This is a genomic window from Nocardia sp. bgisy134, assembly GCF_965341865.1.
GTDB lineage: Bacteria > Actinomycetota > Actinomycetes > Mycobacteriales > Mycobacteriaceae > Nocardia.
This window is the reverse complement of the sequence record NZ_CBDQZP010000007.1, coordinates 278,963-300,838: the sequence shown is the minus strand read 5'-3', so window position 1 is coordinate 300,838 and position 21,876 is coordinate 278,963. Positions and strand designations below refer to the sequence as shown.

20 protein-coding genes and 1 pseudogene are annotated in these 21,876 nt (G+C 68.8%); 15 read left to right on the top strand and 6 right to left on the bottom strand.

Going from position 1 to position 21,876, the window contains the following annotated elements:
- The first annotated feature begins 16 nt into the window (after positions 1–16).
- The 10 genes and pseudogenes from ACRWNM_RS15535 to mtnC all read left to right on the top strand — a co-directional run bounded on the left by ACRWNM_RS15535 (position 17) and on the right by mtnC (position 9,345).
- Positions 17–793: an alpha/beta fold hydrolase gene (locus ACRWNM_RS15535; RefSeq protein WP_431967937.1), complete on the top strand. Its 777-nt coding sequence runs from the start codon at positions 17–19 to the stop codon at positions 791–793.
- A 57-nt stretch (positions 794–850) separates the two neighbouring features.
- Positions 851–1,171: an MGMT family protein gene (locus ACRWNM_RS15530; RefSeq protein WP_431967935.1), complete on the top strand. Its 321-nt coding sequence runs from the start codon at positions 851–853 to the stop codon at positions 1,169–1,171.
- 9 nt (positions 1,172–1,180) lie between these two features.
- Positions 1,181–1,924 (top strand): VOC family protein, encoded by a 744-nt coding sequence (locus tag ACRWNM_RS15525; RefSeq protein ID WP_431967933.1) that lies wholly within the window; start codon positions 1,181–1,183, stop codon positions 1,922–1,924.
- A 96-nt stretch (positions 1,925–2,020) separates the two neighbouring features.
- Positions 2,021–3,760 carry an NTP transferase domain-containing protein gene (locus ACRWNM_RS15520; protein ID WP_431967931.1) on the top strand — a complete coding sequence of 580 codons (1,740 nt, stop codon included), beginning with the start codon at positions 2,021–2,023 and terminating at the stop codon, positions 3,758–3,760.
- 122 nt (positions 3,761–3,882) lie between these two features.
- Positions 3,883–4,047 (top strand): hypothetical protein, encoded by a 165-nt coding sequence (locus ACRWNM_RS15515; RefSeq protein ID WP_431967929.1) that lies wholly within the window; start codon positions 3,883–3,885, stop codon positions 4,045–4,047.
- Positions 4,048–4,219: 172 nt separating this feature from the next.
- Positions 4,220–5,631 (top strand): annotated as a pseudogene (locus ACRWNM_RS15510) (sulfatase-like hydrolase/transferase); the annotation flags it as partial.
- A 369-nt stretch (positions 5,632–6,000) separates the two neighbouring features.
- Positions 6,001–6,348 (top strand): DUF1330 domain-containing protein, encoded by a 348-nt coding sequence (locus tag ACRWNM_RS15505; protein WP_431967927.1) that lies wholly within the window; start codon positions 6,001–6,003, stop codon positions 6,346–6,348.
- Positions 6,349–6,428: 80 nt separating this feature from the next.
- Positions 6,429–8,093: an S-methyl-5-thioribose-1-phosphate isomerase gene (gene mtnA / locus ACRWNM_RS15500; RefSeq protein WP_431967925.1), complete on the top strand. Its 1,665-nt coding sequence runs from the start codon at positions 6,429–6,431 to the stop codon at positions 8,091–8,093.
- Positions 8,090–8,665, top strand: coding sequence for a 1,2-dihydroxy-3-keto-5-methylthiopentene dioxygenase (locus ACRWNM_RS15495; protein ID WP_431967923.1), 576 nt, complete (start codon positions 8,090–8,092; stop codon positions 8,663–8,665). The genes mtnA and ACRWNM_RS15495 overlap by 4 nt, the downstream gene beginning before the upstream one ends.
- Positions 8,662–9,345, top strand: a complete 684-nt coding sequence (gene mtnC / locus ACRWNM_RS15490) for an acireductone synthase (protein WP_431967921.1) — start codon at positions 8,662–8,664, stop codon at positions 9,343–9,345. Before ACRWNM_RS15495 ends, mtnC begins: the two co-directional genes overlap by 4 nt.
- 51 nt (positions 9,346–9,396) lie before the next feature.
- Here the strand turns inward: mtnC and ACRWNM_RS15485 are convergent, their stop codons facing one another.
- The 3 genes from ACRWNM_RS15485 to ACRWNM_RS15475 all read right to left on the bottom strand — a co-directional run bounded on the left by ACRWNM_RS15485 (position 9,397) and on the right by ACRWNM_RS15475 (position 12,391).
- On the bottom strand, positions 9,397–10,338 hold the full coding sequence (locus tag ACRWNM_RS15485; RefSeq protein ID WP_431967919.1) for a hypothetical protein: 942 nt from the start codon (positions 10,336–10,338) through the stop codon (positions 9,397–9,399).
- Positions 10,339–10,739: 401 nt separating this feature from the next.
- Positions 10,740–11,600 carry a helix-turn-helix transcriptional regulator gene (locus tag ACRWNM_RS15480; protein WP_431967917.1) on the bottom strand — a complete coding sequence of 287 codons (861 nt, stop codon included), beginning with the start codon at positions 11,598–11,600 and terminating at the stop codon, positions 10,740–10,742.
- A gap of 455 nt (positions 11,601–12,055) precedes the next feature.
- Positions 12,056–12,391, bottom strand: a complete 336-nt coding sequence (locus ACRWNM_RS15475) for a YdeI/OmpD-associated family protein (RefSeq protein ID WP_431968007.1) — start codon at positions 12,389–12,391, stop codon at positions 12,056–12,058.
- A 537-nt stretch (positions 12,392–12,928) separates the two neighbouring features.
- On the opposite strand from ACRWNM_RS15475, the gene ACRWNM_RS15470 reads away from it, so the two are divergent.
- The 4 genes from ACRWNM_RS15470 to narI are packed head-to-tail and all read left to right on the top strand — an operon-like array spanning position 12,929 to position 19,908.
- The gene (locus ACRWNM_RS15470) at positions 12,929–16,684 is read left to right on the top strand and encodes a nitrate reductase subunit alpha (protein ID WP_431967915.1); all 3,756 of its coding nucleotides are present in this window, start codon (positions 12,929–12,931) and stop codon (positions 16,682–16,684) included.
- Between the two features lies 1 nt (position 16,685).
- Positions 16,686–18,476 carry a nitrate reductase subunit beta gene (narH, locus tag ACRWNM_RS15465; RefSeq protein WP_431967913.1) on the top strand — a complete coding sequence of 597 codons (1,791 nt, stop codon included), beginning with the start codon at positions 16,686–16,688 and terminating at the stop codon, positions 18,474–18,476.
- Entirely contained in the window at positions 18,473–19,153 is a 681-nt protein-coding gene (gene narJ / locus ACRWNM_RS15460; RefSeq protein WP_431967911.1) for a nitrate reductase molybdenum cofactor assembly chaperone, read from the top strand. Before narH ends, narJ begins: the two co-directional genes overlap by 4 nt.
- Positions 19,150–19,908, top strand: a complete 759-nt coding sequence (gene narI / locus ACRWNM_RS15455; protein WP_431967909.1) for a respiratory nitrate reductase subunit gamma — start codon at positions 19,150–19,152, stop codon at positions 19,906–19,908. The genes narJ and narI overlap by 4 nt, the downstream gene beginning before the upstream one ends.
- A gap of 73 nt (positions 19,909–19,981) precedes the next feature.
- Here the strand turns inward: narI and ACRWNM_RS15450 are convergent, their stop codons facing one another.
- From ACRWNM_RS15450 to ACRWNM_RS15440, 3 genes are all read right to left on the bottom strand, one after another.
- Positions 19,982–20,434, bottom strand: coding sequence for a VOC family protein (locus ACRWNM_RS15450; protein WP_431967907.1), 453 nt, complete (start codon positions 20,432–20,434; stop codon positions 19,982–19,984).
- Between the two features lie 106 nt (positions 20,435–20,540).
- Entirely contained in the window at positions 20,541–20,999 is a 459-nt protein-coding gene (locus ACRWNM_RS15445) for a cupin domain-containing protein (protein WP_431967905.1), read from the bottom strand.
- A 136-nt stretch (positions 21,000–21,135) separates the two neighbouring features.
- Positions 21,136–21,471, bottom strand: coding sequence for a TfoX/Sxy family protein (locus ACRWNM_RS15440; protein WP_431967903.1), 336 nt, complete (start codon positions 21,469–21,471; stop codon positions 21,136–21,138).
- 10 nt (positions 21,472–21,481) lie between these two features.
- Here ACRWNM_RS15440 and ACRWNM_RS15435 point away from each other — a divergent pair, with 10 nt between their 5' ends.
- A complete protein-coding gene (locus tag ACRWNM_RS15435) occupies positions 21,482–21,760 on the top strand; it encodes a hypothetical protein (protein WP_431967901.1) in 279 nt (92 codons plus the stop codon).
- Positions 21,761–21,876 lie beyond the last annotated feature (116 nt).

Here is a 21,876-nt window from a genome sequence, read left to right as displayed (position 1 = left end):
CCGACAGAATGGGCCGGTGTCGACTCTCCACGTTCACCGCTTCGGTCCCGCCGAAGGATCGACCGTGCTCGCCCTGCACGGGCTGACCGGGCACGGCCACCGCTGGGCCGCGCTGGCCGCCGAGCACCTCCCCGATGTCCGCGTCGTGGCGCCGGACCTGCGCGGACACGGCCGGTCGACGGCGCTGCCGCCGTGGGACTTCGAGACGGTCGTCGCCGACCTGGTCGACCTGCTCGCCGCCGAGACCAACGGCCCGGTGCTGGTGGTCGGCCATTCCTTCGGCGGCGCGGTCGCCGTGCACCTGGCCGCTCGCCATCCGGAGCTGGTGCGCGGGCTCGTCCTGCTCGATCCCGCGATCGCGGAGGACGCGAGCCTGCTCGCCGACATCGCGGCCAGGACGGTCGCGCACCCCGACTACGCCGATGTCGACGACGCGCGCCGGGACAAACTCGCCAGCGCCTGGCACGACGTCGAACCCCGGCTGCTGGAGGCCGAGCTCGCCGAGCACTTGACACCCACCGAGGACGGCCGGGTCGGCTGGCGGCTGAGTCTGCCCGCCGTCATTTCTTACTGGGGCCAGCTGGCTCGCGGGTTCGTGCTGCCGCCCGCCGACGTGCCGACGGTGCTGGTGCAGGCGATGAAGGTGCAGCCGCCGTTCGTGACGCCCGAGTTCCGCGCCGCCCTCGTCGCGCAGCTGGGCCCGCGACTGACCGTGCACGAATTCGACTGCGACCACATGGTCGCCCAGGCGCGTCCGGCCGAGACCGCCGCACTGATCCAGGCGGCCCTGTAGACCTTCCGGGCCGCGCGAGCTGTTGACGACCCCCGCTCGACAGGGCACATTTGTCCGGTGCCGACCTCCGACGCCGATATCGAGCGGGTCCGCGAGCTCGTCGCGAGCATTCCCTCCGGCAAGGTCGCCACCTACGGCGACATCGCCGCCGCGGTCGGGCTCTCCACCCCGCGCACGGTCGGCTGGATCATGCGCACCGACGCCGCCGACCTGCCGTGGCACCGCGTGCTCGGCGCGGGCGGCAAGCCCGCCGCCCACCTGGCCGACCGCCAGTTGCGGCTGCTCGCGGCCGAGGGCGTGCCGATCAGGGAGGGCCGGGTGGATCTGCGCGAAGCGCGTTTCCGGTTTCCCGAACTTCCGGATCCGCCAAGGCGTTAACGTGGAATCATGTCCACCCGCCTGGCGTGTGTCGTCTTCGATGCGCAGCGGCCGCGCGTCGTCGCGGAGTTCTGGGCGCAGCTGCTCGGCTGGTCGGTGACCGTCGACCGGGCCGACCGGGTCGACGTCGCCGCGCCCGACCCCGACGGCCTGGACATCGCGCTGACCTTCCTGGCCGCCGACACCGCGAAGAGCGGCAAGAACCGCCTGCACCTCGACCTGGCCAGTCGCTCGCTCGACCATCAGCGCGTCCAGGTGGACCGGGCGCTGGTACTGGGGGCGCGGCACGTCGACATCGGACAGGGCGGGACGCCGTGGGCGGTGCTCGCCGACCCCGAGGGCAACGAATTCTGCGTGCTGGAACCGCGGGAGCAGTACGTGGACACCGGCGCGGTGGCGGCCATCGTGATGGACACCCATGAGCCCGCGCGGCTCGCTCGGTTCTGGTCGGCCGCCTCGGGCTGGCCGATCGCGCATTCCGGCCCGCACGTGGCCGGTCTGCGTTCCGCCACAGGGCTCGGGTCCTGGCTGGAGTTCGTCCGCACCCCGGACGTGAAGAGCGGACGCAATCGGCTGCACCTCGATCTCGCGGCGTTCCCCACCGACGATCCCGCGCGCGAGGCGGCGCGGCTGCTCGCGGCGGGCGCCGTCCCGCTCGGCGACAGCGGCGGCGGACCGAATACCGTGTTCGCCGACCCGGAGACCAACGAGTTCTGCCTGCTGCGCCGATCGCCCGACCTGTCCAGGGTCTGAGCTCGGGATCGCCCCTCCGACGGGCTGCCTGCCCCGCCCGCCCCGCGCCCGAATTAGCATTTCGGACATGGTGTACCTCACTGCGGAGCCAATCCGTTGACAGCCGCCGACGCGATCGTGCTCGCCGGCGGGCGGGCCAGCCGCATGGGCGGGGTGGACAAACCCGCCATCGTGATCGGCGGCCGCTCGATGCTGGACGCGGCGCTCGCCGCGGTCGCGGGTCGTGGGCACACCGTGGTCGTCGGACCGCACCGGCCGGAGCTGAATCCGGCGATCCGGCAGGTCCGCGAGGTGCCGCCGGGTTCGGGCCCGGTCGCCGCGATCGATGCCGGGCTGCGCGCGCTGGCCGGCTCCACCGCGCCGCTGGTGGTGGTGCTGGCCGCCGACATGCCGTTCCTGACACCCTCGGCCATCGCCGAACTGCTCAGGCACGAAGCGGAATCCGGCGCCGAGGCGGTCTTCGCCGCCGACGAGTCGGGCCGCCCGCAGTACCTGATCGGCGTCTGGCGGCGCTCCGCGCTCAGTTCCGCACTCGCCGAACTGGATTCGCTGATAAACCAGCCGATGAAGGCGCTGGTGCCCGCCGACACCGTGATCGTCGGCCTGGCCGGTGTCGCCGACTGCGACACCGAGGAAGAAGTACGCAAGGCGCGGGCACTGGCCGCCGACACCACGCCCATGACACTCGACGAGGCACGGAACACGCTGCGCGACAGCCTCACCCGGCTCACCGTCTACCGGACGGACCTGCCGAGCGTGCGCGGTGCGGCACTGGCCGCGCCGCTCACCGCGGCGGACGCGCTGCCCCGCTTCGACGTGTCCGCGATGGACGGGTACGCCGTCGCCGGGGACGGACCGTGGCGGCTGCGCCGCGACATCGGCTTCGCGGGCGGACAGCGCCCGGTCGGGCTGCTGCCCGGCGAGGCGGTGCGCATCGCCACCGGTGCGCACGTGCCCGACGGCACCACCACCGTGGTCCGTGACGAGTTCGTGCGGGTGGACGCGGGCAAGACCCTGCACCGGCTACCCGACACACCGATCCGTGACGACATCCGCCGCCGCGGCGAGGACCGCGGTCCCGGCGATCTGGTCGCGCCGGAGGGCGCGCCGGTGACCGCCGCGCTGATCTCGGCGGCCGCCAGCGTCGAGGTCACCGAGGCGGCGGTGCGCGGTCCGGTCCGCGCGCGCATCGTGATGACCGGCGACGAGATCCGCAGCGAGGGCCCGCTGCGCGCGGGACAGACCAGGGACTCGATCGGTCCGATCCTGCCCGACCTGCTCGCCGGATCGGGCATCCGCACCGTCGACCGGGTGCACCTGCGCGACACCCCCAACGGCTTCGACGAAGTCCTCGCCGCCGCAAGCGATTGCGATCTGCTCGTCATCGTCGGCGCGACGGGTGGCGGCGCGGCCGATCAACTCCGCGCTGCGATCGCGCGCGCCGAGTCCCGCGTGCTCGTCCCCCGTCTCCGCCTGCGTCCGGGCGGGTCCACCGTTGTCGCCGAAACAGAAGGTGGCACAACTATTCTCGGCCTGCCCGGGAATCCGTTCGCGGCCGTCGCCACCCTGTTGGCGCTCGCCCCCGCCATCGTCGAGGGACGGACCGGAGCACGCCCGGCCCGCCCGCTGACCGGCCCGCTGCACAACGCCGCCGACGTGTCGGGTCCGGTTCCGCGTATCGTTCCGGCGCGCATCGCGCCGGCCGGCGGCTGGATCGGCGACCCGACCGTGCGCACCGCCCATCTGGGCGGACTCGTCGACCGCGACGGCCTCGTCGTGGTGCCCGCCGAGGCGTCCGACGGGATTTCCGTGGAATTCCTACTTCTGCCGCTCTGAAAAACGGTCGCCGACCGGGGCGTCTCTACATATTTTCACTCTTCTCTTCCCCGATTGATTCCCGCTCGCTATGGTGATTGTCGTTAGGCGAATCCAATCACTTCGGAAAGGACCGAGTGGAGATGGCTGAAAAGTCGAAGAAAACGCCTAAGAAAATGCCCAAGCAGATGCCGAGGCAGCAGCAACAGCAGCGCCAGGAGCAGGGCATCGGCCGGTCAGGGTCGAATCCCAACGAGCGCATGACCGAAGAGCAGCGCGAGCGGGATCGGCGTCACGGCCAAAACTGAATGACTCCGAACTGCGTCTGCCGGTTTCTGCGGAACCGGCAGACGCGGTTCTTTCTTTACCCATCTTTTTCAATTCGGATGCTCGGCCCGGGTACGACGCCTCTCACACGGGTTTCGCGCACCCTGCGCCAAACCCTGGTAAGCCACACCTTTTCGATCGTCTACTGAAAAGATGGCTGTTCCATCCTCCGCGCGCGGTTACGAATCCTTCAACGGCGCCGTCGGCCGCACCACCGCCGACTCGACACCCGACTGGACGTACCCGCCCACCGCGCCGGAGGGCGCGCCCAACATCGTCGTGGTGCTGGTCGACGACATGGGATACAGCGACATCGGGCCGTTCGGCTCCGAGATCGAGACGCCGACGCTGGATCGGCTGGCCGCCGACGGTGTCCGCCTCACCAACTACCACACCACGCCGCTCTGCTCGCCCTCGCGCGCCTCGCTGCTGACCGGAATCAACGCCTACCGAGCCGGTTTCGGCTTCGTCGCAAACTCCGATCCCGGCTACCCCGGCCTGCGGCTCGAGCTCGCCGACGATGTGCTGACCCTTCCGGAGATCCTGCGCCACAACGGCTACGCCACCTACGCGGTGGGCAAGTGGCATCTGGTGCGCGACGCCACGATGAACCCCGCGGCGCACCGCGACTCGTGGCCCACTCAGCGCGGATTCGACCGGTACTACGGTTCGCTGGAGGGGCTGAACTCCTTCTACTACCCGAATCAGCTGGTCTCCGACAGCTCGGTGGTGGATGTCGAGGAGTACCCGGAGGGCTATTACCTCACCGACGACCTGACCGACAAGGCGATCGGCTACCTGAAGGACCTGCGCGCGCACGACACGACCAAACCGTTCTTCCTCTATTTCGCGCACGTCGCCATGCACGGTCCCTTGCAGGCCAAGCCCGAGGACCTGGCCAGGTATCGCGGCCGCTACGCCGCGGGGTGGGACGAACTGCGCCGGAACAGGTTCGCCGCCCAGCTCGCCGCGGGGATCTTCCCGCCGTGCACCGAGCAGAAGCCGCGCAACACCGAGCCGGGTTACGAAGCGGCCGAATGGGATTCGCTCAGCGACGAGGAGCGCCGCCGATTCGCCAGGTACACGTGCGCGCCGATCCGACCGAGCTGCACGATCTCTCCGCACGACATCGGGACAAGGTCGCCGAGCTGGCCGCCGCCTGGGACGAATAAGCCTGGGCCAACACGGTATTCCCGCTGCTCACCCGCCAGGATCTGGTCGCGCGACGGCCGGAGGAAGCCCGCTTCACCGCGCCGGTGCGCCTGCTGGCGGGCACCCCGACGCTGGAGCGCTACCGCTCCCAGCGCCTGATCGCCAACCGCGACTGCGAGATCGCCGTCGAGCTGGGCGGCTACCGGCCGGGCGACGAGGGCGTGCTGGTGGCGCACGGCGCTCCGCTGGGCGGCTACCTGGTCTACATCGAGGACGGGCGGGTGGTGCTCGGCGTCAACAGCTACGGCGACTACGCCGAGACCGCCACCGCGCCTCTCGCGCCCGGCGTCGGACGGATCACCGTCACCGCTCGCGTGCGGCCGCGACTGCGCTGGGATTTCCGCGTCGAGGTGCAGGGCGGCCCGCACGCCGAGCTGACCGACCGGGTGCAGCTGGTCGGCATGTCGCCGTGGACCGGCATCTCCGTCGGCGTCGACGCGCGCGGCCCGGTGTCCTGGGACCTGCGCGAACGCCGGGGTCCGTTCCGCTACACCGGCGACCTGCGCGCGGTCACCTACACGCCGGGTCCGGTCGGGGTGCCGCGTCCGATCATCGAGGCCGTCGAGCGCGAGGCGGAGTTCGTCGCCGAATGAAAACCCCTGCTCCACCGACCTTTCCACGCCCCGTCATTACCTCGCGGGTAATCGACGCGCGGCGCGGGCGGCGATACGTTCGGCGCACCGCTCGCCTCGCAGCGGCCCACCGCGTCGAAGGGATCGATCATGTCCGCGTTTGGCTTCGCCCACCTGCGCAGCCGCCGTCCGCACCCGGACATCCTGGAGTATCTGGAACGCATCCAGGACACCCTGGACCCGTTCGACGGCCGGTTCGTGATCCATGGACCGCCGGTCGAGGTGGTGGAAGGCGACTGGCCGGGCAGCATGGTGCTGATCGAGTTCCCGGACCTGACGCGAGCCAGGGCCTGGTACCACTCCCCGGCGTACCAGGCGATCCTGCGCCTGCGGGCCGATCACATCGACGGCGACCTGCTGCTCATCGAGGGCGTCGGCCCCGATTACGACCCGCGCGAACGAGCCGCGAAGCTGCGCGCGGAGTCCGTCGAGCACTGAGCCGGGTGTCGGCCACCGGGGCCGGTCGGATACCGTTTACCAGGCAGTATGCAGTTATTCGCGACAAAGGATGCGCCTGAATGGACGACAGTTCCCTGGTCTGGGACGACGGTGCCCTGGTCACCATCGACCAGCGCGGACTGCCGCACGAGGTGCGGGAGCTGCGCCTCGGCACGGTGGACGAGATCATCGAGGCGCTCGAGACGCTGGCCATCCGTGGCGCGCCCGCCATCGGGATCGCGGGCGCGTTCGGCGTGGTCATCGCGACCGCCGCGCACACCGCCGACGGCGTCGTCGACGAGGCGCGGGTGCAGGCCGAGGCCGACCGCATCGCCGCGGCACGGCCGACCGCGGTGAACCTGGCGTGGGCCGTCGAGCGGGTCCGTACCCGTGTTCCGGCGGGCGCCGACGCGGTGCTCGCCGAGACCCTGGACATGCTGGACGAGGACGGCCGCGTCAACCGGGCCGCCGCCACGCACGCCGCCGACCTGGTACAGCGGCTGTGCGCGGACCGGCCGCTGCGGGTGCTGACCCATTGCAACACCGGCCGACTGGCGACCAGCGCCTTCGGCACCGCGATCGGCGCGCTGCGGGTGCTCGCCGAGCGCGGCGCGATCGAGAACGTGCTGGTGGACGAGACCCGCCCGCTGCTACAGGGCGCACGGCTGACGGCGTGGGAGCTGGCCGAGGCGGGCATTCCGCACCGGCTGACCATCGACTCGGCCGCCGCGTGGGCGATGGCCACCGGCCAGGTCGACTGCGTGCTGGTCGGCGCGGACCGGGTCACCGCGAACGGCGACGTGGCCAACAAGATCGGCACCTACGCCGTCGCACTCGCCGCCCACCGGCACGGCATCCCGTTCATCGTGGTGGCTCCGGAGTCGACGCGGGACCCGAACACGGCCACCGGCCACGACATCGTCATCGAGGAGCGGGCCGCGGCCGAGGTGACCGGATTCGGCGGTGTCGCAACGGCTCCCGCGAACACCGAGGTCTTCAATCCCGCCTTCGACGTGACGCCGAGCGAGCTGGTCACCGCGGTCGTCACCGAGAACGGCGTGGTGCACGGTACGAACGGCGAAGCGGGAGAAGACGATTCGGCGGGCGCCGAACTCGCCGCGATCGCGAAGGAACTCTACGGGCGCGGCTGGATGCCGGGCACCGCCGGCAACCTCTCGGTGCGCGCGGGCGCGACCGCCGTGATCACCGGCAGCGGACTGTCGAAAGGCGAGCTGACACCCGCGGACATGGTGACCGTGTCCGTCGCGGACTCCACCCCGCTGCCGGGCCTGCGACGGAAACCCTCCGCCGAGACCACCATTCACACCGCCGTGTACCGCACCACCGACGCCGCGGCCGTCGTCCACGTGCACTCGCCGTACGCGACCGTGCTGGCGACCGAAGCGGGCGCGGCCGAGCGGGAAACCATCCTGCGCATCACCGATTTCGAACTCATCAAGGGACTCGGTTCCGCCGATCCGACGGCGATCGATATCCCGGTGTTCCCGAACTGGCGCGACGTGCCGCGCATCGGCGCCGACATCGAACGCTATCTGCGCGACAATCCCTCCGCCCCACCCGTGTTGTGCATCGCCGGGCACGGCATCACCACCTGGGGGGAGAATCTCTCCCGGGCACGCGATCGCGCCGAATGCCTGGAAGCCCTGTGCGAGCTGGTGATTCGCACCGGGCGCAGGCACGCCTTCGCCACCCCCGCCGAGCCACTCGAGATTGGACCGACATGACCCTGCTCCAGGTGATGGCCGCCGACAACGCCGCCGACGTGCGCGTGCGGACCACCGACGACACCGTGATCGCCGCCGAACTCGCCGCGCACGGCATCACGTTCGACCGCTGGCCCGCGCTCGACGACGCCGCCGCGATCCCCTCGGACGACCTGCTGGCCCACTACGCCGACCGGGTCGCCGAGCTGAACGACGCCGGCCGCTACAAGCACATCGATATCGCGCGCATCCACCCCGACGACGCGAACCCCGAGTGGCCCGCGATCGCCAAGGGCGCCCGCGAGAAGTTCCTGAACGAGCACCGGCACGCCGAGGACGAGGTGCGCTACTTCGCCGCAGGCCGCGGCTGCTTCTATCTGCACCTGGGCGACGAGGTGCTCGCGGTGGTCTGCGAGGGCGGCGATCTGCTGTCGGTCCCCGCGGGCACGCTGCACTGGTTCGACATGGGCACCCGGCCCGATTTCATCGCCATCCGCTTCTTCGAGGAGGAGGACGGCTGGGTCGGCGACTTCACCGGCGACCGGATCAGCGAAGGCTTCCCCACCCTCGACGAACTGCTCACCGCGTCGTGACCCGGGCGATCGTCCTCGATATCGAGGGCACCACCAGCCCGACCAGTTCCGTGCGCGAGGACCTCTACGGCTACACCCGGGATCGGCTGCCGCAGTGGCTGGCCGACAACAGCGCGGACGCGGCGGCGCCGGTCCTCGCGGGCGCCAGGGAACTGGCCGGACGCCCGGACGCGGACACCACCGAGGTGGCCGAGATCCTGCGCGGCTGGCTCGGCTCGGACGTGAAGGCCGAGCCGCTCAAGACCGCGCAGGGCCTGATCTGTCACGAGGGCTTCCGCAGCGGCGCACTGCACGGCGAGTTCTTCCCCGACGTCGCGCCCGCGCTGGCGGCATGGAAGGCCGCGGGGCTGACGCTGTACGTGTACTCGTCGGGTTCGGTGCGCAACCAGCGCGATTGGTTCGCCTTCGCGCGCGGCGGCGAGCTCGGTTCATCGATCAGCGGGTATTTCGATCTGTCCACCGCGGGCCCGAAGCGCGAGGCCGCGTCCTACGACAAGATCGCGAGCGCGATCGGCGTGCCCGCCGACGAGATCCTGTTCCTCTCCGACCATCCGGAGGAACTCGACGCGGCCGTCGCGGCGGGATGGTCGGCCATCGGAGTGCACCGGCCGGGCGAGCCCAATCCCCCGCGCCCACCGCACCGGTGGATCGACTCCTTCGCGGAGATCGATCCGGCCTGATCGTCCGGTTCCGGGCCCCTACCACCCGGACGCGGACAGGCGTGCCGGGTATCAGGCCCCGGAGACACGCACCTGCGCACGCACGGCGCCGATGCGGCCGTGCTGGACCGTCGCGAAGATCCGGCGCGCGTGCACCGCGATGGGGCTGGTCGACCAGGGCGCCAGCGCGGTGGTGAACATCAGTTCGCACCAGGACAACGCGGGCACGTCGCCCGCGGCCAGTGTGGCGATCAGCGACATCTCGGTGTCGTTCCCGGCCCAGGCGGCCAGCAGCCAGGCGGCGTCCAGGCGGCCGAGGAACTCGTCCGCGTCCTCCGGAGGGCCGTGCGGCGTATCCACCGCGAGGTGCACCGCCGCCGCGATCGCGTGCCGCATCTTGGCGTCGAGGCCGATGGCGTCGTGCAGCAGCAGCGCCTCGAGCGCGGCCCGCAGCTCGACGCCGGGGTCCACCGTCGGCTTCCCACCCACCGGACCGATATCTCCTGCGTTGCGGATCATGGGCAACCCTTCCTCGATGTCGTTGTTCCTCTGGGTGTCGACTGCGCGTAGATGCCTGCCGGACCTCGGGTCGAACGCCCCGGCGTCGACCAAACTGACCAGCGCGCCCGGATTCCAGTCCAGGCTGCCGAAGACCTGGCACCAATCCAGGGCCGGATTGTCCTCCGAGCAGACCAGATCCAGCACCAAGCCGGACATGGACGCGGTGCATGCCAAGGCGACGGTGTCGATGTCCGGTTCGGTCACGACGAGGCGCAGGGTGGCCTCCGCGTGGCCCGCGTCGGCACGAGCACGGCCCGCCAGCCACACTGCCCGGTTCGCGGCGGCCATCGCCCCCGCTAGACGATCGTCGTGCGGATGGTCGATGTCGCCGTCCAGAAACGGTCCGTACCACAGTGCCCTGCCCTCGTCACCGCAGACCGCGAATGTGCCGTTGGCACAGTTCGCGGCAGCGGCCAGCGAGATATGCGGTACCAAACCGATGTCATCAACCATGAGCACTCACTCCCCGCAATGTTCGCGCAATCCGTTGTCGTCCGAGATCGATCCACAGTGTCGCAACTAATTGCCCGACCTCGCCGATAAACGGATCAAATACGTTTCCCGGACCGTTGTCCAGGCGAAGTGGGACTTGCCGCGCGCCCTGTGAGGTACCTACACCGTCCAGTGGAAGTACCGCCGAGCCGGTGACCCGTTCACCACCACGGCATTTATCCCGCAACACATTTCGACAGCGTAGCCCGACCGGTCCCGGCCACTACCCGCCTTCGCCCGATCAGGTTTCGCCCCAACCGATTTCACGCAGGCGCGGCCCGTGGCACGCCGACGGGACGCCGCGCCGAGAAGTCGACGGGCGGGCGCGGTGCCGAACGTGCTACCCGAAAACCACTCTGCCGCTAGGGGTTCACGGCGGACCCAGCAGTCCGAGAGCCGTTGACCGCGGCCGACCGTCCCACACCGTGCGACGCCGCCTGCGGCGTGCGGATGCCGAGGAAGAATTGCATCCGGCCCGGGTGGTTCCCGGAATCCACCCGGAACAACTGCACGTCCAGGCTGAAGTGCTCGCCCGTTTCGATATCGCGCAGCCGCATTTGCGGGCTTTCCCGGCCGTACGCGGTGCCGCCCGCGGCCCACATCCGGCGGAATTCCGGATACTGCCCGAGTTCGTCGAGCAATTCGGTGGACCAGTCACCACCCGCAGACTGCCCGATGAGTCCGCGTAGCCAGTCCACGGTGAGCGCGGCCTCGCGCTCCCATTCGACCATCACCCGCCTGGACAACTCGTTGCCGAAGAACCAGCGCAGGATGTTCACGTCCTCGAGCAAGCCGGGGAAAATCGCAGCGTAGGGGCCGTTGCACGACAGGACGTTCCATCGGGTGTCCAGGTAGCCCGCCGCGTTCGGCTCGTGCACCACGAGACCGTTGCGCATGTCCTCGGTGATCTCGGCACGCAGCTCGGCGACCGTCGGAGCCGAGGCCTCGGCCAGTCCGGCCAGGTCGAACAGGTGCCTGCGCTCGGCATCGGAGAGCGGCGCGACCCGGTGCAGGTATCCGATGAGCGCCTCCACCACCACCTTGGTCGGGTGCGCTCGGTCGCCGCCTTCCAAGTGCGTGATATAGCTCGAACTGACCCCCGCCGCGAATGCCAGCTTTTCCCTGGATACCCGCCGGTCGTCGCGGAATCTACGCAACAACCCGCCGAAGGTCGGCGGACGCAGCAGATCTCCTGGACTGACTTCGGTCGACTTGCGTGACACAGCTATTCGCTCCTATGAAACCGTAGATGTATCAACCAATTGGCTACTTCCAGGTGGCAGCGGTGTCGAAGCTCCCGAGATGTCGGCGCCGCGGCCACAAGGGGGTTGTCCATGGCTCCAATCGTTCAACGATCTCGACTGTTACTCATAGCGGACGATATTAACTGATATCCCTTCTTTATATTCCATACAAGCTTCGTGTCATGGCTACAATTCGGCAATCTTCATGGCCGTGAAAATCGACCTCCACCACGGCCATTCACATCGAGCCGCCGATTCGGCAGTAGTCCGAACGACCGGGCCGATCGGTCCCAGGACCAGATTCCACGCCATTTCCAACCGGTCGGTTTTCTATTCGCGAAAAGTCGCCGCGCCCAAGCACATTCGGCCGGTCAGATTTCTCGCACCGGGAAAGGCGGCCGAGCCGGGAAAGAATCGACGCACGAGTGCGCGTGTCATCCGGCCGCGGCGACCGCCTCACCGATCCGCCGAGCGCGCGTCTGCGGGCGCTCGGCGGACTCGATCGCGTCGACGAGTTGTCGGCGTCGCGAAGGGGAGAGCGCGTCGAAGGCCGGTCGCACGCCCGCCGCAGCCAACGCGGCCGCCAGATCCTCGGGCACCTCGACCGTCCGCTCGGCGGTGTCGCGGCTCAGGGTGACCACGACGGTGTCGCCGGGTCCCTTGCCGAGCCGCTCGCGGATCGCCTTCAGCATGCCGAGACACGGTCCGCCGCCCATCGACACGATGGAGCCGGTGTACTCGATGCCGTCGAAAGCGGCCCGTACCGGAATCCGCCCTCCGCCGCCGAGCGCGGCGACGACGTCGGCGGGTACCGCGATATACGCGCGCCGCCACCCCGCGCGGTCTGGATTTCGGCCTCGAATCGCTGCATACGCGGAACGTAATCATCTCACCGAGGGCTGTCGCCGGACGACGGCAAACAAATGGCGAACCACAAGTCTCTGGACGAATCGGGGTTCGACATGGTAGCCACGAGGGCAGTGGGCGGCGCCACAATTCGGCCCGAACAACCCCTGTCGGTTGTGTTAACGATTGTAAACCGCCCGAGAACCCCCGGTTTCCAAAGCTTCACCGGCAAGGCCCCGAAACACCCGCCCGCTGCCGCATTCAACCCGGTCAGCCCTCATCGGCCCAGGTCACGTGAATGTCATCGACAGCCGATCGCAACCGCCCAGTGACCGCCAGGTTGCCGCGACCTCACAACTCACCGGCGGCTCTCGCGCGCTGTGAGAGAATCGTTTGGCCGCGCGTCTTCACCTCCTTACAGTCGGTGCAACAGCCCGATTTCACAGCTCGAAGGGGGCGTCGTGGTTAACTCACGCACTCATGTTTCGGCACCCTCCGATCCGGCGGGCGCGCTTTCCTCCGACGCCGGTGACGCATTGCTCCGGCTGGGCAAATACTTTCAGCGCGGTGAGGTCTCCGCGGACCAGCGCAGCCTGCACAAGGTCGGTGGCCGCCAGGCCGACGAGTTCTACCGCGACCGCTGGGCGCACGACAAGGTGGTGCGTTCCACCCACGGCGTGAACTGCACGGGCTCGTGCTCCTGGAAGATCTACGTCAAGGACGGCGTGATCACCTGGGAATCGCAGCAGACCGACTACCCCTCGGTCGGCGCGGACAAGCCCGAGTACGAACCCCGCGGCTGCCCGCGCGGCGCGTCCTTCTCCTGGTACACCTACTCCCCCGCCCGGGTGCGCTACCCGTACGTGCGCGGCACCCTGCTCGAGCTGTACCGCGAGGCCAAGGAACGGCTGAAGGATCCCGTGCTGGCCTGGGAGTCCATCGTCGAGGACCCCGAGAAGGCCAAGCGCTACAAGTCCGCCCGCGGCAAGGGCGGTTTCGTGCGAGCGGAATGGTGGGAGGCCGCCGAGATCGCCGCGGCCGCGCACGTGCACACCATCAAGCGCTACGGCCCCGACCGGGTCGCGGGCTTCTCGCCCATTCCGGCCATGTCGATGGTCAGCCACGCGGTCGGCGCCCGGTTCATCTCGCTGCTCGGCGGATCGATGCTGTCGTTCTACGACTGGTACGCCGACCTGCCGGTGGCCTCGCCGCAGGTATTCGGCGATCAGACCGACGTGCCGGAATCGGCCGACTGGTTCGACGCGGGCTACCTGATCATGTGGGGTTCCAACGTCCCCGTCACCAGGACCCCGGACGCGCACTACATGACCGAGGCCCGCTACCGCGGTCAGAAGGTGGTCGTGGTCTCCCCCGACTACGCCGACAACACCAAGTTCGCCGACGAGTGGGTAGCCGCGCGGCCGGGAACCGATGCGGCGCTCGCCATGTCGATGGGTCACGTGATCCTGAAGGAGTTCTTCCTCCAGCGCGACACCCCGCGGTTCCTCGACTACGTCAAGCGCTACACCGATCTGCCGTACCTGGTCTGCCTGGACGATCCGGAGGGCTGGGACGCCGAGGGTGTCTACCACCACGACGGCGCGCTGGCGGGCAAGTTCCTCACCGCCGCCGATCTGGGCGAGACCGCCGAGGGCGCGGCGCACAAGCCCGTGCTGCTGGACGACGCCGGAAACCCCGTGGTGCCCAACGGTTCCCTCGGCCACCGCTTCACCGAGGGCGACGCGGGCAAGTGGAACCTGGACCTGGGCGACGTCGACCCGCTGCTGAGTCTCTATGGCGCGGAAGGCAATCAACCCGTCGCGGTGCGCCTGCCGCGCTTCGACACCGACAAGGCGGGTGTGCTGCTGCGCGGCGTCCCGACGATCACGGTCGCGGGCAAGCGCGTGACGACCGTGTTCGACCTGCTGCTCGCGCAGTACGGCGTCGGGCGCGACGGACTCCCCGGTGAATGGCCGACGGGCTACGACGACGCCTCCACCCCGTACACCCCCGCATGGCAGGAGACCATCACCGGCGTCCCGGCCAAGCAGGCCGAGCGCATCGCGCGCGAATTCGCCGACAACGCCGACCGTTCCGGCGGACGTTCGATGATCCTGATGGGCGCGGGCACCAATCACTGGTTCCACTCCGATCAGATCTACCGCGCCTTCTTCACCCTCACGCTGCTCACCGGCTGCCAGGGCGTGAACGGCGGCGGCTGGGCGCATTACGTCGGGCAGGAGAAGTGCCGCCCGGTGACCGGTTGGTCCACTCTGGCTTTCGGCCTCGACTGGCAGCGCCCGCCACGCCAGATGCAGGGCACCGTGTTCTGGTACCTGACCAACGATCAGTGGCGCTACGACCCGTTCACCGCGCAGTCGTTCGCCTCGCCGCTCAGCAAGGGCGCGTTCGCGGGCCGCACCGCGGCCGACAACATCGCGCTGGCCAGCAGGCTGGGCTGGATGCCGAGCTACCCGACCTTCAACCGCAACCCGCTCGACCTCGTCGACGAGGCCGAGGCCGCGGGCGCCACCCCGGCCGACCACGTGGTGGCCGGGCTGAAGTCGGAAGAACTGCGCTTCGCCTGCGAGGACCCGGACGACCCGGAGAACTTCCCGCGCTGCCTGACCGTCTGGCGTGCGAACCTGCTCGGTTCCTCCGGCAAGGGCAACGAGTACTTCCACAAGCACCTGCTCGGCGCGGACTCCAACCTGCAGGCCACCGAGGCGACCGGCGTGCGGCCGCAAGAGCTGGTCTGGCGCGACGAGGCGCCGTCCGGCAAGCTGGATCTGCTGCTCTCCCTGGACTTCCGGATGACGAGCACCACGCTCTTCTCCGACATCGTGCTGCCCGCGGCCACCTGGTACGAGAAGCACGATCTCTCCTCCACGGACATGCACCCGTTCGTGCACGCCTTCTCCCCCGCGATTTCCCCGCCGTGGGAGGCCAAGACCGATTTCGAGGCGTTCCACCGGATCGCCCGCGGCTTCTCCTGGATGGCCGAGAAGCACCTCGGCAAGCGCAAGGACATCGTCGCGGTGCCGTTGCAGCACGACTCGCCGGATGCGCTGGCGCAAGCGGGCGGCCGCGTGCTGGACTGGAAAGCCGGTGACTGCGAACCGATTCCGGGCAAGACCATGCCGAAGCTGGTGGTCGTCGAACGCGACTACCCGAAGGTGGCCGAGAAGATGGCCGCGCTCGGCCCGCTGGTCGACACCCTCGGCGTCACCACCAAGGGCGTCACGACCTATCCCGACCAAGAGGTCGAGTACCTGGCCGGGATGAACGGCACCGTGGTCTCGGGTGTGGCGCAGGGTCGCCCGTCGCTGGCCAAGGACACCCACGCCGCCGAGGCCATTCTGGCGCTCTCCGGCACCACCAACGGCCGGCTCGCCGTCGAGGGCTTCGAGGCGCTGGAGCGCCGCACGGGCACCAAGATGGCCGACCTGGCCGCCGAGCACGAGGGCAAGCGAATCACCTTCGCGGACACCCAGGCTCGGCCGGTGCCGGTGATCACCTCGCCGGAATGGTCGGGCAGCGAGACCGGCGGGCGCAGGTACTCGCCGTTCACCATCAACACCGAACGGCTCAAGCCCTGGCACACCCTCACCGGACGCCAGCACTTCTACCTCGATCACGACTGGATGATCGAGCTCGGCGAGCAGCTGCCGATCTTCCGGCCGCCGCTCGACATGACCGCGCTGTTCAGCGAGCCCGGCGTGGGTTCGGTGACCGAGAAGGGCGTCACCGTGCGGTATCTGACGCCGCACTCGAAGTGGTCGATCCACTCCGCCTACCAGGACAACCTGCACATGCTCACGCTCTCGCGCGGCGGTCAGTCGATCTGGATGTCGGACAAGGACGCCGCGAAGATCGGTGTGGCCGACAACGATTGGATCGAAGCGATCAACCGCAACGGCATCGTGGTCGCGCGCGCCATCGTCTCGCACCGCATGCCCGAGGGCACCGTGTTCATGTACCACGCGCAGGACCGCGCGGTGGACGTGCCGCGCATCGAGGGCACCCCCGAGGTGAACGACGCGCGCGGCAAGCGCGGCGGTATCCACAACGCGCTGACCCGGATCATGATCAAGCCCTCGCACCTCATCGGCGGGTACGCGCAGCAGTCCTTCGCACTGAACTACCACGGCCCCACCGGAAATCAGCGCGACGAAGTGACAACCATCCGCAGGCGCTCGCAGAAGGTGGAGTACTGATATGCGTGTCATGGCTCAGCTCGCCATGGTGATGAACCTGGACAAGTGCATCGGCTGTCACACCTGCAGCGTCACCTGCAAGCAGGCGTGGACCAACCGCGGCGGCACCGAGTACGTCTGGTTCAACAACGTGGAAACCCGTCCCGGACAGGGTTATCCGCGCCAGTACCAGGACCAGGAGAAGTGGAAGGGCGGCTGGACGCTCACCAAGCGCGGCAAGCTGACCCTGAAGTCCGGTTCGCGAATGAAGCGGCTGCTCAATATCTTCGCCAACCCGGACCTGCCCACCGTGTCGGACTACTACGACCCGTGGAGCTACGACTACGACAACCTGCTGTCCTCCCCCGCCATCGACACCACGCCGGTGGCGCGGCCGAAATCGCTGATCACCGGCGAGGACACGAAGGTCACCTGGGGCGCGAACTGGGACGACGACCTCGGCTCCGGCCCCGAGCAGGTGGGCAAGGACCCGCTGCTGAACCGGCTCTCGGACAAGGTGAAACTGGAGTTCGAAGAGACCTTCATGTTCTACCTGCCGCGCATCTGCGAGCACTGCCTGAACCCGTCGTGCGCGGCGTCCTGCCCGTCCGGCGCGATCTACAAGCGCGCCGAGGACGGCATCGTGCTGGTGGACCAGGACAAGTGCCGCGGCTGGCGGCAGTGCATCACCGGCTGCCCGTACAAGAAGATCTACTTCAACCACAAGACGGGCAAAGCGGAGAAGTGCACCTTCTGCTACCCGCGTGTCGAGGTCGGCATCCCGACGGTGTGCTCGGAGACCTGCGTCGGGCGGCTGCGCTACATCGGCGTCATGCTCTACGACGCGGACAAGGTGCAGGAGGCTGCGTCGGTCACCGACACCAAGGATCTGTACCCCTCGCAGCTCGGCGTCTTCCTCAACCCGCACGACCCGCGGGTGATCGCCGAGGCCGAGCGCGCCGGGATCTCGCCGGAATGGATTCAGGCGGCGCAGGATTCGCCGGTCTACAAGCTGATCGTGGACTACCAGATCGCGCTGCCGCTGCATCCGGAATACCGCACCATGCCGATGGTCTGGTACGTGCCGCCGCTGTCGCCGGTGGTGGACGTGCTCACCGAGACCGGGCACGACGGAGAGAACCACGCGAACTTGTTCGGCGCCATCGACGCGCTGCGCATCCCGGTGGAGTACCTGGCCGAACTGTTCACCGCGGGTGAGATCGGTCCGGTGCGGGCTTCGCTGCAAAGGCTCGCCGCCATGCGGTCGTTCATGCGGTCGGTGAACCTCGGCGAGGAGCCGGACCCCTCGATCGCGCCGTCGGTGCGGTTGGAGCCCGAGGAGATCGAGTCGCTCTACCGGCTGCTGGCCATCGCGAAGTACGAGCACCGCTACGTGATCCCGCAGGGCGCGACTTCGCAGGCGCACGAACTGGATTCGCTGGCCACCGGGTGCAGCCTGGACACCGACGGCGGGCCGGGCATGACGGCGTTCGACCAGATGGTGGAGAAGTTCCACCTGACCGACACCAATGGCGCCGCACCGGATGAGAAGTCGAACCGGATCAATCTGCTCAACTGGGACGGGAAGAGCACCACGGGGTTGGTTCCGTCCGGGAACGGCGCTGGGCCAAATGGTGCTGAGTCCAACGGCGCTGGATCGAACGGCTCGGCAGCCAACGGCGCCGGGCACAACGGCGCGAAAGCTAACGGCAGCAACGGCGCTGCCGCGGGAGAGGCCGTGAACGGCAGTAACGGCGCTGCCGGGAACGGTTCGTCCGACGTGTCCGCGACGTCTAGCGGGGCGTCCCGATGAGTCTGCTGAAGCTGCGGCGGCGGCCCGAGCCGGCCGTGCGGATGGCCGAGCGCGAGCGCCGCCTGGTGTGGCGGCTGGTCGCACTGCTGCTCGACTACCCGAGCCGGGAGACGCTCGCTATGCTGGACCAATTGTCCAGTGCGGCAGAGCAACTGCCCGACGAGGTGCGGCCGCAGCTGGCCGGACTGCTGACTCATCTGCGCACGACGTCGCCGATCGACCTGGCCGCCGACTACGTGGCGACCTTCGACCTGCGGCGGCGCGCCAGCCTGCACCTGACCTTCTACGCCTACGGCGACACCCGCAAGCGGGGCATGGCGCTGCTGCGTTTCAAGCACGCCTACCGGCACGCCGGGGTGGAGCTGGGGGATCAGGAACTGCCCGACCACCTGCCCGTGCTGCTCGAATTCGCCGCGACGGTGGACCCGATCGGTGGTGAGCGCCTGCTCGGCGAGCACCTTCCGGTTATCGAATTGCTACGACTCTCGTTGTCCGACAGCGGTTCTCCGTACGCGGGAGCGCTGGCCGCGGTGGTGGCCACGCTGCCGCCGCTCACCACGGCCGATCGTCGGCGCATCGCCGAGCTCGCGGCCGAGGGACCGCCGGAGGAAGAGGTCGGCCTCGAGCCCTTCGCCATGGACCCCACGATGTTCGCTCAATCGGAAGGCCGTCGATGAACGCCGTCCTGCACCTGCCCGTCGAATTGTGGCTGATCCTGCCGTACGTCGCGTTCACCTCGTTCGTGCTCGGGCACATCTGGCGCTACCGCAACGATCAGTTCGGCTGGACCACCCGGTCCTCGCAGATCTACGAGAGCAAGCTGCTGCGGCTGGGCAGCCCCCTGTTCCACTTCGGCATGCTCGGCGTGTTCTTCGGGCACGTGCTCGGCGTGCTGATCCCGGAGTCCTGGACCGCGGCGGTCGGCATCAGTGACCACACCTATCACCTGATCGCCGTCGGCGCCGGTTCGGTGGCGGGGCTCTCCGTGCTGGCCGGTGTCGGCATTCTGCTCTACCGCCGGTTCACGGTGACCGCGGTACGCAAAGCCACCACCGCCAACGACAAGCTGATGTACGCCCTGCTCACCGCCGCGCTGGTCACCGGCCTGACGAACACCTGGGGCGCCAACCTGCTGTTCGGCACCTACAACTACCGCGAAACCGTCTCTCCCTGGTTCCGCAGCCTGTTCACCCTGAACCCGCAACCGGAACTGATGGTCGACACCCCGTGGCCGTTCCAGCTCCACGGGCTGGTCGTCCTGACCTTGGTCGCCCTGTGGCCCTACACCCGCCTGGTCCACATGTTCAGCGCCCCCGTCGGCTACCTCACCCGCCCCTACATCGTCTACCGCCACAAGCAACCCAACGCCACCGACACCCGCCGCTACGCGCGCGCCTGGGACGCCCCGGTCACCCCGGACCGCTGGCGCTGAATTCCGATGCCAATTCGCCCCCACCGCGATCGGGTGGGGGCGAATTCTTTTGGTGGGGACAGTCGTTCGCAGCTCAGGCGTTGTCGTAGGCGTCGCGCAGGACTTTCAGGTCCAGTTTGGACATGGTGCGCAGGGCGGTGCCGACGGCGGCGGTTTTGGGCGGGTCGGTGCCGGACAGCAGGTCGAGGAGGGGTGCGGGGACGACCTGCCAGTGCATGCCGTAGCGGTCGACGAGCCAGCCGCATTCGCCGGGTGCGCCGCCGTCGGTGAGGGCGTCCCAGAGGCGGTCGACCTCGTCTTGGGTGTCGACCGTGACCTGGATAGAGGCGGCGTCGGTCTGCGGGTGGCCGGGGCCGCCGTTCATGAATGTGACCGACTGGCCGTCGAGTTCGAGGGAGACCACGAAGGCCGAGCCGTCGGGGTGGCGGGTGATGTCGGTGACGCGGGAGCGGGGCACCAGTTCGACGTAGCGGGTGGCGGCCTGCTCGGCCTCGGACTCGAACCAGAAGAAGGTGGTGACGGCCATGATGGGCTCCTTTGAATGGTTTGACCTTGCTGTCACCCGTTGGTCGGAGCCGATTCGAGGGCTTCGACATACTTCGGCGGAAATCTCGAGAATTTTTTCCGGCGGTTCAGGCGCAGTCCGGAGCCGGCGCGTCCCGGAACAGGGGATCGCCCGTCGGCGGAGCGTAGACGACGTCGAGAACCAACGGCTCCGTCCCGAGATTCTGGCCGATGTGCACGTTCCACTCCCCCGCCGGTTCGTAGATGAAATCCCCGGCGCGATACACCGGCGCCACACAATCCGGCCCGGGATGAGTGAGCGTGCCGGATCGAACGAACCCGAAGACCGGCCCGTCGTGAAAGTGCCACCCGGTGGACCCACCCGGCCCGATCGTGATCTCCCGAGCCACCAGATCGGTCCCCGCCACGAACGGCAACAGCCCCGCCGGAATCTGCGCCTGCCCAAGGGTGACCGCCGTGATCTCCGACCCGGGCGTACCCTCCGCCCGCCCCACCCCGACCAGCGACCCGCCGAGCGACCCGCCGAGCGCCGCCACCACGACGACCCCGCGCACAATGGGCATCATCGCCGCAGCGTATCGAGCCCGCGACAGTCACGGAAGGGCCGACAACGAATCCGTCCAAACTGTCCGATTCGAAACGAGATTGCCCCTATCAGTGGAACGTCGCGCAGTGACAAGCGCACCTCGAGACGGCGATCGGCTAGCGCTTGGCCGGGAGGGAGCGGGCGTAGCCGACGCCGCGGTCGACCCACTCGCGCAGGGTGGTGTCGTTGTGGATCGCTGCGCCGGTGACGCGGACCCAGCCGTCCATTTCGCGGCCGCCCATGATCATGGGCTTCACGGAGTCGTCGTCGATCAAGGCGCCGCCCTCGGCGGGATCGATGCGGACCAGCAGTCCGCCCTGGCGGCTGGCCGCCACCGCCATGTTGCCGCCGATCAGGAAGGCGAGGCCGCCGAACATCTTCTTCTCGGTCACGTCAGGGCCGGGCTCGATCAGGTCGCGGATCCGCTCGGCCAGTTCCTCGTCGTAAGCCATGGGTCACAGTGTGGACCTCGGGACAGACATCGAAGCCAAGAAAGCCCGATATGCGGGCAGTGGTATCCCGTGGTATTGGGAGGTCCGGCTGGCGCGCGACCCTCGCGGCATCGCCAGCATTCGCGCGTACGTGCTGGAGACCGCGCCGGGCCAACTCCCCGAAGGCGTCCGCCCGCTGCGGCGAACCAACTACATCGTGGCAGGCGAGTGGATCCCCGGCGACACGGATGGGATCGATATCGACCACCCGTTCCCGATTCGCATTCCCTGGTCCGAACTCGAGTATTGAACGCGGACGTCCGTACTTCGGCGGTATCCAATCCTCTGACGACACAGAGTTTTCCGCCACCTCACGCCATCAGTGACAGGTGCGGGGCTGCGGGGAGTACACGTCGGCCGAGCCGT

What these genes read in the sequence shown, in the direction of transcription:
- ACRWNM_RS15525 (WP_431967933.1), top strand. Translation starts at nt 1,181, where the DNA reads ATGTCCACCCGCCTGGCGTGTGTCGTCTTCGATGCGCAGCGGCCGCGC.
- ACRWNM_RS15515 (WP_431967929.1), top strand. Translation starts at nt 3,883, where the DNA reads ATGGCTGAAAAGTCGAAGAAAACGCCTAAGAAAATGCCCAAGCAGATG.
- ACRWNM_RS15505 (WP_431967927.1), top strand. Translation starts at nt 6,001, where the DNA reads ATGTCCGCGTTTGGCTTCGCCCACCTGCGCAGCCGCCGTCCGCACCCG.
- mtnA (WP_431967925.1), top strand. Translation starts at nt 6,429, where the DNA reads ATGGACGACAGTTCCCTGGTCTGGGACGACGGTGCCCTGGTCACCATC.
- ACRWNM_RS15495 (WP_431967923.1), top strand. Translation starts at nt 8,090, where the DNA reads ATGACCCTGCTCCAGGTGATGGCCGCCGACAACGCCGCCGACGTGCGC.
- ACRWNM_RS15485 (WP_431967919.1), bottom strand. Translation starts at nt 10,338, where the DNA reads ATGGTTGATGACATCGGTTTGGTACCGCATATCTCGCTGGCCGCTGCC.
- narH (WP_431967913.1), top strand. Translation starts at nt 16,686, where the DNA reads ATGCGTGTCATGGCTCAGCTCGCCATGGTGATGAACCTGGACAAGTGC.
- narJ (WP_431967911.1), top strand. Translation starts at nt 18,473, where the DNA reads ATGAGTCTGCTGAAGCTGCGGCGGCGGCCCGAGCCGGCCGTGCGGATG.
- narI (WP_431967909.1), top strand. Translation starts at nt 19,150, where the DNA reads ATGAACGCCGTCCTGCACCTGCCCGTCGAATTGTGGCTGATCCTGCCG.
- ACRWNM_RS15450 (WP_431967907.1), bottom strand. Translation starts at nt 20,434, where the DNA reads ATGGCCGTCACCACCTTCTTCTGGTTCGAGTCCGAGGCCGAGCAGGCC.
- ACRWNM_RS15445 (WP_431967905.1), bottom strand. Translation starts at nt 20,999, where the DNA reads ATGATGCCCATTGTGCGCGGGGTCGTCGTGGTGGCGGCGCTCGGCGGG.
- ACRWNM_RS15440 (WP_431967903.1), bottom strand. Translation starts at nt 21,471, where the DNA reads ATGGCTTACGACGAGGAACTGGCCGAGCGGATCCGCGACCTGATCGAG.